The 11,964-nt window shown below is 57.7% G+C and carries 6 protein-coding genes and 1 pseudogene; 1 reads left to right on the top strand and 6 read right to left on the bottom strand.

Features of this window, described 5'->3' with window-relative positions:
* Position 1: 1 nt before the first annotated feature.
* The 6 genes from ACCQ06_RS16220 to ACCQ06_RS16195 form a co-directional block, all read right to left on the bottom strand.
* Positions 2-460, bottom strand: coding sequence for a very short patch repair endonuclease (locus ACCQ06_RS16220; protein WP_316687269.1), 459 nt, complete (start codon positions 458-460; stop codon positions 2-4).
* Between the two features lie 50 nt (positions 461-510).
* Positions 511-2,280 carry an AIPR family protein gene (locus tag ACCQ06_RS16215; protein ID WP_316687267.1) on the bottom strand — a complete coding sequence of 590 codons (1,770 nt, stop codon included), beginning with the start codon at positions 2,278-2,280 and terminating at the stop codon, positions 511-513.
* The gene (locus tag ACCQ06_RS16210) at positions 2,277-3,266 is read right to left on the bottom strand and encodes a PD-(D/E)XK motif protein (protein ID WP_316687265.1); all 990 of its coding nucleotides are present in this window, start codon (positions 3,264-3,266) and stop codon (positions 2,277-2,279) included. Before ACCQ06_RS16210 ends, ACCQ06_RS16215 begins: the two co-directional genes overlap by 4 nt.
* 10 nt (positions 3,267-3,276) lie before the next feature.
* A complete protein-coding gene (locus ACCQ06_RS16205; protein ID WP_316687263.1) occupies positions 3,277-6,195 on the bottom strand; it encodes a Z1 domain-containing protein in 2,919 nt (972 codons plus the stop codon).
* A complete protein-coding gene (locus tag ACCQ06_RS16200; RefSeq protein ID WP_316687261.1) occupies positions 6,192-7,598 on the bottom strand; it encodes an ATP-binding protein in 1,407 nt (468 codons plus the stop codon). The genes ACCQ06_RS16205 and ACCQ06_RS16200 overlap by 4 nt, the downstream gene beginning before the upstream one ends.
* A gap of 256 nt (positions 7,599-7,854) precedes the next feature.
* A complete protein-coding gene (locus ACCQ06_RS16195) occupies positions 7,855-10,197 on the bottom strand; it encodes a sigma-70 family RNA polymerase sigma factor (RefSeq protein WP_316687259.1) in 2,343 nt (780 codons plus the stop codon).
* 591 nt (positions 10,198-10,788) lie between these two features.
* On the opposite strand from ACCQ06_RS16195, the pseudogene ACCQ06_RS16190 reads away from it, so the two are divergent.
* Positions 10,789-11,897 (top strand): annotated as a pseudogene (locus ACCQ06_RS16190) (IS3 family transposase).
* The last annotated feature ends 67 nt before the right edge of the window (positions 11,898-11,964 follow it).

Below are 11,964 nucleotides of genomic sequence, written 5' to 3'. Positions count from 1 at the left end.
CTCAGTTTCTTGGCGGAAGGCCGATTTCGCCGAGCGGCTCACCACCCTCGATCCAAGAGTTTATAGCCACCTGCAATCCTGCAGCAGATTCGGCATTACGAGTTGCGCATTCCCAAACACACAGAATTCTCCAGCCTAATAATCGAAGCCTCTCGACTGCGCGACGGTCACGCGCAACGTTAGCTTCAAGCTTGGCTTTCCAGAATTCGGGGCGCGTGGCGGGCATCTTTGCGTATTTGCATCCCTGGTGAAGGTGCCAGAAACAGCCGTGGACAAAGATGGCGACCTTGCGACCTGGCATGACAATGTCGGGAGTGCCAGGCAGGTCGCGTCTGTGAAGTCGGAAGCGATAGCCGGAAGCGAACAGCAGCCGACGGACAAGAACCTCTGGCTGCGAGTTCTTGCCCTTGATGCCTGCCATCATCCGGCTGCGGTCGGCGGGGGAGACAACATCAACCATGGGCTATTTTGAGAAATCAGTGCGGTACATGTAGTTCGGTGCCCAGGTGTCTACTTCACTTCGGGGATGTTGGTTGCTGGAGCAGAGTAGCTTGCGCCCATCACGGCCTCTTTGCATTCCGGTCGCTTCGCCCATTCGGAAACCATCCTTCCGCCGGATGAGGAATGCAGCACGTCGTTGACCTCTCTGGCCCATACGGCGATTTGAGCGAGTAGCTCAGGCGATGCGGTCTGCTTGGCCCAGACACGATCAAAATCGAAACGGTCGCCAAGCTTTTCGGCCACCAGCGAAACCGTATAGGCAGTGACATTGGCTTGAAAGGCCTGGAACATCGGCCGCAGGAGCTTCTGGGCGTCCAGATAAATCTTGGCTTTGGCAATCATGGCCTTGAAGTCTGCGACCGTCGGCAGTGGCGCCTCTTGCCCATCGGCGGGTGTCAGCCCAGCCATGAACCTATCAAAATTTTTCTGGGAGCCGAGACTAACGATGTCAGGCTTTTTCTCCCAAGCGGTGATGTATTTTGCCAAGTCCGTCTTTGTGAGGCGGCGTGCTGGCGGAATGGCATCCTTCAAGGCCTTGAGCTTTGCCGGGGTGGTTCCCTCGCGTGCCAGTAGGGTGTTGTAGCTGCCTGAGGCACGTTCGTAGAACCACTGGCTCACGCCATCGGGACAGTAGACCGTGCGCGAGAGCTTTTCGATCTCAACGTGGAAGGGCTTGTTGGCGGACAGGTCCGATTGCCGCACAGCGTTCTGGCTATTGGCAAAACGTGAAATGTCGGAGACCAGTGCTTCCTCCTTGGCAGAGTCCTGGGCACGCATGACGATGATCTTGGCAGGCACCCGAACGCGGCTGAGGTCAGTGTCGGCGTGTTTCTTCTTTGCGAAGTAGATCGACGCGGTGGTCTGACCTCCGTTGACGATTTGCAGACCCTTGAGCCAAGCGATGCCGGTGGATCCATCGCCGGGCTTACCCAGGTGCATTTCGTCTGCCACGATCACGATGCCGTTGTTGTAGGCCATGAATCGCTCTGGTGCATACCGCAAGGTGTTTTGAATGCCAGCGTTGACGCCCTTACCCTTGACGCTCAGGAAGGAGCGAACATTGGCCTCAAGCAAGCGTGCGCCGAACTTCTCGTAAAGCAGCCGCAGTGCCTCTGCAGGTATCGCCGTGAGCGCATAGTCGTAATCATCGTTCTCGCCTGGCACGAAGACGCAGGGGAGGGGAGCACCAGACACTTCGGTGAAGTCGACTACCAGTTCGTCACGCGGCTTGCCTTCAGACCAGTGTCGGTGTAGCCGCTCGATGTCCATGACCTCCAGACGAACCGCCTTGCCGCCGATATCGCGCGTCTTGAAACTCTTTGATTTGGCAACGCGGTCGGTGATGACGTAGACGCGAACCTGCTCCAGATCGTTGTAGATTGCATGTAGTGTCTCGGCCAGCGAGCGCACATCACTTGACGGGTCCAGCTTGGGCGCCATCTTGCCTTCGGCGCACAACGTCAGAAAGCGCAGGCATTGTTCGACAGCAGTCTTGGTTTCCGCATCCGGGACCGGTGTGGGCACATCGACGTTGGCGTAGAGGCTCACAAACAGGTCAAGCTGCTCGTTTTCATCCGAGAGCGAATAGCCGCTCAAGCGAAGGTTTGCAGAGCCTACCCTCCCCTCGAAATGGCACTCGACCGGCTCGAAGGTCATGCCGATGTCCGACATGTGGTCCATCACGATGCCTGAAAAGATCAGTTCTTCATACAGCGCACCATCTCGCATCTGCGAGCGGACGGTGGCCTGCGTTTCACGCAGGAATTCAGGCAGATTCATTCTTGGATTGCTCCCAGTTTTTTCAGTGCTGTCTCGATGCTGATGTTCTCCCCGGATGCCTTGTCGAGGTCGATCTCATACATGGCCTTCATGATGCCTGCCGGGACCGTGCCTGAAGTCACGCGAGGGAAGTTACCTGTTACTTCAAAGATCCTTGTGCCGGCTGACTCAAACTTACGTGAATAGTGGTCAAGGTTAGAGTCAATGTAGCCGGCGGCCAGCAGGCGCTCAGAAAGTAGCCTCTCTGCCTCAGCGCTGCCCTTGATGTTCTGCCGTATTGCCTCAATGATGCCTGGCAAGTTCTGGCCGCTCTCTGTTTGCCGCAGCCGAACTCCAGCTAGAAAGAGAGGCTGACGAGTGGAGTTATCGAGCTGCTCCAACGAGCCGATCCTTGCTGGGAATCCTGTCACCGAAAGCGTAGTCTTCACTTCTATAGCGCCACCGCCAATCTCAAAGTCCTGAACGCCGTTGAGCGGTCCCACCCAGGATTCAGTGGTCGAAGCCTCCGGCGCCCCGACTTCGAAGATCGCTTTCAACAAAGTGAGCTCGCCAATCAAGCCGATTTCGGATTCGGGGCTGAGCGCCTGCGCGCCCTTTCGCATGAACTCCTGCCAAGCTCCTACCCGTCCGATAAACGCTCGCAAAATTTTGGCTTCATCAAGGCCGGCCGCAACTGCGTCGTCGAGTGCGCCGACGACATCGCATGCCATCGAAGTGAATACCTCTGAACTGCCCGCTGACTTACGGGTCAACGCTAGCCAGAGCTTGCCGTGGCCTTCAGGGTCTGCACGCTCAATCGCAAAACCCTGGCCTTCGGGCAGCTTGCCCGCAGAGGCAGGCTTCGCGGTAGGAAAGCAGACCAATACTGCCTCTGCGTTGTCCGGAGATCGTCGGCCGGCGCGCAGCTGAAGAAGCCCGGCTGAGGGCAGTGCAATGGCTTGCCATCCAGGCTCGGCCTCGGCACTGGAGAGCGAGGACCAAGCCATGAGGAATTCGTTACTCGGACGGGCCATATTCCTGCTCCCAGTAGAGAAGATTCACTTTATATTCGACGCGAATCGCGTTCTCGGCTGAAGGAAAAGCGATGGCGAAAGCCATGATGGGTTTGTCCCATCCTGGCACAATCAGGTTTTCCACTAGCTTTTCTTTGCCTTTGTATGGAGCAAGCGTGTAAAGCAGCAGCAAGCCCCGATCTGCATCGCCTCCAAGCCTGTCCCGCGCTTCCCGGATACCTCTGCCGCTGGGACTCTTGGGTGGATCCTTCCGCTCGCGCGCCGGGTCGGGCTTCCAGGCTGCCTGTGTTCGGGCGAGGGCATCGCGCCAAATTTCGTCATTTATATCAATGCCCTCGTCCTTCGGGTCGGTGAGAACGCCGATGGTGAACATTGTCGGGTCTTTCATACCTGACTCGTGGTCATCCGTCTTACGAGTTTGCAGCGTGTCCGTCTTGAATCCACCCGGGAACGAGTGAGGCTCACCAACGCCTTGGCCGCCGGACAACAACGCGACGCTCCATTGCTTCAGCTTGCCGATATCGATCATCTTGGAGATGAAATCCGATAGCACCGCAGCCTTGGCGCTGGTGGCATTTGGGTGGGTTGTGTAGGTGCCGAGAAACGCAAGCACCTTGGAGGCGTCCACGTCCCGCCAAAGGCGCGCTCCTGGCCAGGATTCAGCCTCGCCGTCACGCAGATACCTGGGTTCATACTCGAACTCTGTATCGAGTGATGCGATCAGTGAGTCGGTCGCGGCGAGATTTGCCTCCTGGATGGCCGCATTACGGTGAAAGAGAATCGTCTGAGGGCGAGTGCCGCTGTAGCTTAGAGACAGCGTCTGGGCGTTACGCATCTTCAGGGGCGATGTGACCGTGAGAATTTCGTGCGACATGACCTTGAGGCCGTATAGCTCTGGAGTGAGCTTGGCCTTCGCCATGAAGTCGAACTCTTCGCGCAGTTCTTCTGATGCGTCGGCGATGTGGCCGAACCACTCCACAAGATCTGGCGAAGTGTAAAGCCGGCAAAGGTCGAGGTAGCCCGGCCGGTAGCCGAACCAGCGGCCCATCTGCATCAGCGTGTCATACATCTTCGTCGTGCGGACGAAGTAGCTCACGCAAAGGCCCTCAAGGGTCAAGCCCCGAGCGAGCTTGTCGCCGCCGACCGCGATGACCTTGAGGGCCGCGCCAGGCGTTGCGTAGTCCAGCGCGTCCTTGGCGGTGCCATTGATCGATCGCACCACAATATCGCCGAGAATGTCGGGCAGCTTTGCGACAACTTCTTCCCAGGAAGGGAGCTCGTGAGGTCGCTCTTCGGCCGGCGAGAGCTCGGCGACCGTATCGCGGGTTGGCATGAAGTCCTCGTCCCAAAGCTTGCGCATTTGCGCGAGTAACCTTTCTGTGTCGCTACTCCGGGTGATCTTCTGGCGCATGCGTCGCACGACTTCTTCGACCTGCTCCCGCACATGGTTCTGCACTGCCACATAGCGGGTGACGTGGATCAGCATGGAACTATGTTCGTTGCCTTGGCCGCGTAGGTCGCGCACAGCGCAGACGATAGCGAAGGACTGGACGGCATCGCGCAGGGATTCAGGAATTGTCTCCTGGCCGTCATAGACCGGAATGTGCGTTTTCTTGTGCTTGGGCGGCATCCACCCTGATTGAGCCTCGGGGTCGTAGTGATCGCGGATGCTGCGCGACAAAGGCAGGGCGCCCACGCGGCCATCCTTGGTCAGCATGCCGAACATGCGGGCGGGGCCAACATAGTTGGATGGAGCTGCCAGATTGATGATGAAGGCCCTCGGAAATAAGTCCGGCCCCTCCAGGGCGGTGGTCCCCTTGTGGTGGATATAGATGTTGGCGAAAGGCGTTGCGGTATAGCCGACATAGGCCTTCCGAGAAAAGGAGTGCAGCAACTGCCGAATCAGTCGGTTGATAGTCTTGGGCGAGTGCTCCTCATCCGGCGTTCCGTCCTCGTTGAAGAGTTGCTCGCCTGTATCCACGGATGCGTTGTCTGCTTCGTCGTCGATCATCAAAAGCGGCAGCTTGGTTACGAGCTTCCAGTCGAGGGCTTTGGGCAGCAACGGGCTTGGCGTGTCGGCGACGCGCGCCTGAATCCATTTCAGCAACTCGGTAAGAACTGTCTTTTGCTTTTTCACCACGAAAACCCAGGGTCGCTCTTCAGGCGAGATGCCGTGGAAATGCTTGGCGATGGCTTTGCTGAAATCGCCGTTTTCAGCCCGCGTCGTTGCCGAGTTGGTTTTGAGGTCTTCGCCGAAAGCGGCCACGCCAATGGGAACACCCGCGTCGCGTTCCGCTGTCGTCTCGTAGCCCAGGAAGCCCTCTTCAAGGCGTATCTGTGTTTGCGAGCGCAAGTTGTTGTGCATGCCTGCCAGCACGATGATGATCTTGTAGCCCGCATCGGCCGCCTTGTTGATCAGACCCGTGTAGTTGCTGGTTTTTCCCGACTGCACGTGTCCGACAACGAGTCCTCGACGGTCCCAGGGATCCGCGCGGAAGGGGTCTTCGAGGAGTCCCAGGATGTCGTCAGTTGCTTCGTCAAGACCATCGACGACCACGTCCGACAATTTCGATTCCTGATAATCGCGGTAGCGACGCCAGTAGTGCCAGTCCTTCTTGCGCGCGGCGTTGAGCCAGTCAAAATGCCCCGTGGTGTCCTTGAGGGTGGTGGCCTTGCCCATTCGATGACTGAATCGCTGGATCAGCGTGGAGACCGCCTTGGCCTCGTCTAATGGGACGGGCGGATCGCTGGCAAACATTGCGGCGGCGAGCTTTACCCTTTCCGCGATGTAGGCGGGCGTGATCTTGGACGAATCTTTCTCAGCCTTGACCAGACGCTGCGCTGTGGCGATGACATCTTCAAGCAACTGGACCTGAGCGGCTGCCTCTTCTGCTGTAGTCATTTCTTTTCCCCTAGGCTTGCAACCAGCGCCGGATACTTCTGGAAAGGTTCCGTGCGTAACATTGACTTCCGCGCTTCTTCAACGCTTAGGCCCTTGCGTTCAAGAAGGTCGTCAAAGAGCACGCTGGCGACCTCGATAACCGCCGAGTTTGGTTCTCCCTCAAACCCCGTGCGTGGCGTCTCCTTGTTCTCAGCAGTGTCCAGCCAAATGCGCTGCACGGGCACGGTCTCTTCGATCACCCTAAGCATCGACTTCACCAGGGGCGCGAGCGTTCCTGCGCTTTCCAGGACTGCCGTTACTGATGGATGTGCCTCGTCGATGCGGTAACGCGTGCCTACCTTGAGCCTTTCTACTCGCCAGGCTTGTTCGATAGGGACGTTCCCCTTTGCGGGCATTGGAGTTCCGCGGTAAGCGAAGACACGCCGAGCACGTTCGCGTGTGTTCTCGGCTAGAAGAGTCAGCCAGGGGCGAAGCGACAAAGGAGGACGGGCCGTCGATTTACGAACATCTATCTTCCAGTCAGCATCGGCGGTGTTGGGTATGTCCAGGCGTATGCGTGCCAGGCGATGAGATTCCTCGCGATTCCATGCCCGCGAATTGCCAAGTCCCAGCCATCCGCCTGCGACTAGAAGCCGCTCGTTGCGGTAGACGTAGAACCCTTGCTGCGCCGTCCATCCGGCAGGGCCTGCGTTGTCTTCAAACTCAGCAGCGGTCAGTTTTTCTCGGTGTGGCAGGACGTGGGCCTGCACCGTTACCGTGCCGTAGCTGGTGTTGTTGTTGGTTGGTGGCGAAACCCAAGGCTTCGCCGGGTGTCCCGTCATGAATGGGTCCCATGGGCACACTGAGCGGCCATTAATGAGTAACTTGAGCTTGGCTCTGGGTCCTTGAAGTAAGCGGTGGAAGACCATCGCTAAGTGCGACTCCACTGTGTCAATGAGGTTGTGGAAGTCTTCGGAGGCGTAACCGACGGTGACTATGCGGTCCATCGCTTCCCACAACACTAGGGTCCCGTCCTTCTTGCCATGCAAGCCAGCAAAAAACTGATCGGAGCCTTCTGCGGCACCTTCGAACAGGAGCCAACCGCTATCGGGATTTGCAGCGAGCTCGTCGAGGTCCCATCGCAGGCAGCTCTTGGTGCCTGCCTTCACGGTGGCGACGGTGAGTCGGCGACATTGCGAGAAGGATGCAGTTTTCAGCCCCATTCCGAAGCGCCCGAGGTCGTGCGCTGAGCGAGCATCCAAAGGGTTTTTGTCGCCCAGCCGCATGGCGCTTTCAAGCTCGGCATCACTCATGCCGTATCCATTGTCTAAGATCGTGATCCGGCTGCTTTCGCCGTCCCAAGCGAAATCAAGCCGGACCTCGGTTGCACCGGCTGACACACTGTTATCGATAACGTCTGCCAACGCTGCTCCGGTTGAGTATCCAAGACCCCGTAAGGACTCAAGCATTGCCATCGCGCGCGGTGGAGCACTTCGTGTCCCTTGTTTCATCGCCAATAGCCTTTCCTTGATCGGTAAAAAAAGCGAATTTCGATTGGCTGCTGGACTGACTGGTATGAACGGCCGTTCGTCGTGTTCGTGATAGATGCCCGTGGTATACCAGCCCCGTCCTTCAGGGCCTCCCATACAGAACAAATCTGGTCCATAAGATCGTGGAGCATTACGGGTTCATGGGTCCATCCGTCTCCCAATGCGTTTGGCCTGTTGTCTCCTTGGATTTGGATACCGCACCCTTGGCCGTCCTGGTTGAGGAAGTTTCGGGTTTTGGAGCCCAAGTAAGGCCGAGCTCGATCAGTAGCTTGTCCAGGCGTGTGGGATGCCGCAGTTGCCGAAGACCCTTGGCCTCGATTTGCCTGATGCGCTCGCGCGTCACGTCGAACTTCCTGCCGACCTCTTCCAGTGTCATGGATTCTAGGGTGCCAAGACCGATGCCGAAGCGCATGCGCATTACGCTTTGCTCTCTGGCTTTAAGCGTGCTCAAGAAGGTGTCAACCGACCGGACGAACTGATAGTCCTCGACCACTTCTACGGGGTCAGGGGCAAGCCACTGATCTTTTGCATGAATGGCGATGATTTCATCAATGCCTGTCATCTCATGAAGAGGCAGTGGCTCCGGCGCGATGCGGGATAGTGCTTCGACCTCTTGGACGCGGAGCTCCGCGGCTTCCGATATTTCTTCTGACGTTGGGGCGCGGCCGTAACGACGCTCGAGAGCGCGGACTGCCTGTGCAATGCGCCGGGTCTTCTCGTAGACGTGGACGGGAATGCGGATGGTTCTGCTCTTATCAGCTACATTGCGGGTGATCCCTTGACGAATCCACCATGTTGCATACGTCGAGAACTTAAACCCCCTCCGCCAATCGTATTTGTCCACTGCCTTCATGAGGCCAAGGTTTCCTTCCTGCACCAAGTCGTCGAGTTGCAGTCCGCTGAAGAGGTATTTGGGGGCGATGGAGTAAACAAGCTTCAAGTTAGCGACAGTCATCTGGTCGCGCGCGTTCCGGTAAGACTGCATTGCTTGGACAAACACAAGTGCGGTTTCAGGCTCTCCAACGATCCTGGAGGCGGCAAGTTCCATGAGGAAACCACGACTCAGACCTAGCGAAGTGAGGATGCTTCGGCACCTTTCCCATTCTGGCCCGTCCTGTCTCGTTCCGATGCTCAGGCCCGACAAGAGTTCCGAGTTGGTGCAAAATTCCGCGAAGTCATCGCTAGACTCTTTAACCTCGGAAACAAACTGCGGAAAGGACTCCTCTTCTAAAACATCGGCTTCGTCTTCTGTCACGGTCTGCTCCAACCCGACGGCCGCCTCCATTTCGGGATCGAGCACAGGCTTTGCCTCCTGGAGTTCGGCTTGCGGACCAGAAGAGATCCAGCGTAGGGGCCTGGCTCCACTGGAAACTTGGCGGGCCGCATCCAGCGTGGCGCTGACTCCCCAAGGCCAGGCAGCCAGAGCGTCGAGCGCTTTTTCTATACCGAGCTCCATTGCTTGACTCAAGGCGACTTCTGCTTCCGCAGTGATCAGTGTTCCCCGCTGGAGTTCTCGCTGATAGAGCCGCAAGGGCTCATTGCGCCGGGCTGCAAGGTCGTCAACGAATGCCAACGCCTCTGCAACTGTATCCTCCTCGCCAAGACTTTCTTCTGGATCTATGAAGACCTCAAAGCTTTCGTAAGGTGTTGAATATTCGAATCGCTCGTCGGTTTCCGCGCCAAGGTCGTTAATGACCATGCTCAGCAGCGCGCAGGCTTCGGCGTCGGACTCGCGATCAGCACCTTGCGTCAAATCCTCAACGGCCAAGTGTGGAACGCTACCTTCGCGAAGTGCGCGGAGCAGAGTCAGCCTCAGCAGCTCGCGTGCCTCAGCGTCTTCTTTGCGACGTAAGGGTGTGGCGCGGTCGGGCAGGAATGCATCCAAGTCGCCCCAGTCTGCGGACGTATCAAGGGGCTGATGCTCATTGATCGCTGTTTGAATACCGATCGCTACCACGGCGACGGTGAAGTCGTCTGGAGGAGGCTCTTGCTCCTCTTCGGCTTCCCATCCGCTCAAATCGAACTCACGAACATCGTCAGCAGTCACTGAAATCAGCGTCACACTAGCTTCTGGCGCCTTAGTTTCGCCCGGGGCAGGAATATTGTTGAGTCCGGTGTTACCAGCCTCCCTAGCTGAAGGGTCGTTTCCTGGCTGTTCGGGCTTATCAGGGGCTGAGCAAACGCTATCATTGCTGGGCCGCAGACAAGCCGCTTCGATAGCTAATGCGGCCTCTACCGATCCGGTCGCCTTGGCGATGGTCAGAGCATCCCGCCCCATCGGATCTAGCAAGCCGGCATCCGCACCCGAGGCCAAGAGCAACCTGCAAATGGCAGCCCTGTTCCGCGCGGCCGAGAGCATTAAGGGGGTCTGGCCCTTCTCGTCGCGTGCGTTGAGATTGTCCCCGCGGTCAACGTGGATCTGAACGGCGCTCTCCACGCCAGACACCACTGCGATCTTGAGAAATCGACTCATTGGTGACGCATCTTGTACCGTCACCGCCACCACCCGTGTGCCTTTGCCATATCGGCAACATCTGGATTCGGGTGAGTGCCTGTTTTTCTATGATCAGTCGGCTTGCTGCGTCCGAGCAGCATTTTCATTACTGTGGGCACTACGTCTCGACTAATTTGAACTGATACAAAATTCTACACTCTGCACACAGCAGAGATGAGCTCGGCTCCTCCCGTTTAGGGGGGGGGATATTGCGCTAGAGTACGCTTGCCTTAAATAGTAGCTCTCACGGCTTGGACAGGCCGTGAGAGTTGCACCTTGCATTGATCTTGAAATCAGTAGTTTAAGACGTTTGACATATCACTATCGAAGACCCGGCGCCTTGTTGAGTAGCGTTGATGGTTTCGTTGACCGACGTATCTCTATCGCCAAGAATACCGCGCAGGTGCTGGCGTTGTTTGTGCTGTCGAATCTGTTGATGACGCGAAAGCAGTTGATACCTGCCTTGGGGAAGGTGTGCCTGTAACAGATTGACCCACCCCCTGAAAACTGAGCCACAGTAAAGTAGAGACTTCGGCAGCATGGGCCCCCGTAGCAACGAGGATTCAAGCGATGAAGAAGTCACGATTTACTGAAGAGCAGATGGCCTACGCGCTCAAGCAGGCCGAGCTTGGGATGGCGGTCGGGGAGATCTGCCGGAAGATCGGCATAGCCGAGGCCACGTTCTAAGTGTGGCGCAAGAAATACGGTGGGCTGGGCCCGTCCGAGCTCAAGCGCCTGCTGCTGCTGGAAGAGGAGAATCGCAAGCTCAAGCAACTGGTGGCCGACCTGAGCCTGGACAAGGCGATGCTGCAGGAGGTGGTCACAAAAAAGCGCTGAGGCCTGCCCAGCGACGTTCCTGGGTAGGCCAGCTGCGTGAGCGTTTTGGGGTCAGCCTGCGCCGCGCGTTGCAAATGATGTCGATGTCCCAGTCCAGCTACTCCTACAAAGCCAAGGCGCGGGACTGCAGCGCGGTGCGCATGCGAATGCGGGAGATCGCCTTGAGCCGTGTTCATTACGGGTGCGAGCGGGTTTTCGTAATGCTGCGCCGGGAAGGCTGGCGGGACAACCACAAGCGCATCCATCGCATTTACAAGGAGGAAGGCCTGTCTTTAAGGCATTGTCGGCCTCGTCGCAGTCGCAGTGCACGCCGACGGCAACCGATCAAAGTGGCCACTGCACCCAATACCCTGTGGGGCATGGACTTCGTCAGTGATGCGCTGTTCGATGGCCGTCGCTTCCGGTTGTTGCCGGTATTGGATCACTTCACGCATGAGTGCCTGGCCATCGTCGTAGACCAGTCCTTGCGGGCCGACGATGTGGCCGAGGCAGTGACACGGTTGGCCGCTCAACGCGGCAAGCCGGAGGCGATCAAGGTGGATAACGGCAGCGAGTTTGCCGGCAAGGTGATGGACCGCTGGGCGTATGAAAACGGCGTGGAGCTGGACTTCTCCCGCAGAGGGACACCGACCGACAACGCGCTGGTGGAAAGCTTCAACGGGCGCCTGCGGCAGGAGTGCCTGAATGAGCACTGGTTCTTGTCACTGGCCGACGCGCGGAGCAAAATCGAAGCGTGGCGGCGCTTCTATAACGAGGAGCGACCCCACAGTGCACTGGCATGGAAAACCCCTGAGGAATTCGCCCGAAATTGCGGGTCCCAAGCGAATTCCCAGGCGCCGTAGAAGGTCGAATTCTCTACTTTCGAATGGCAAGGTAATCGGGGGTGGGTCACATCAACTCTGAACTCTA

Source organism: Xanthomonas sp. NCPPB 4467, from assembly GCF_041475665.2.
In the GTDB taxonomy this organism is placed as follows: Bacteria; Pseudomonadota; Gammaproteobacteria; order Xanthomonadales; family Xanthomonadaceae; genus Xanthomonas; species Xanthomonas dyei.
This window is presented reverse-complemented; position numbering and strand designations above follow the sequence as displayed.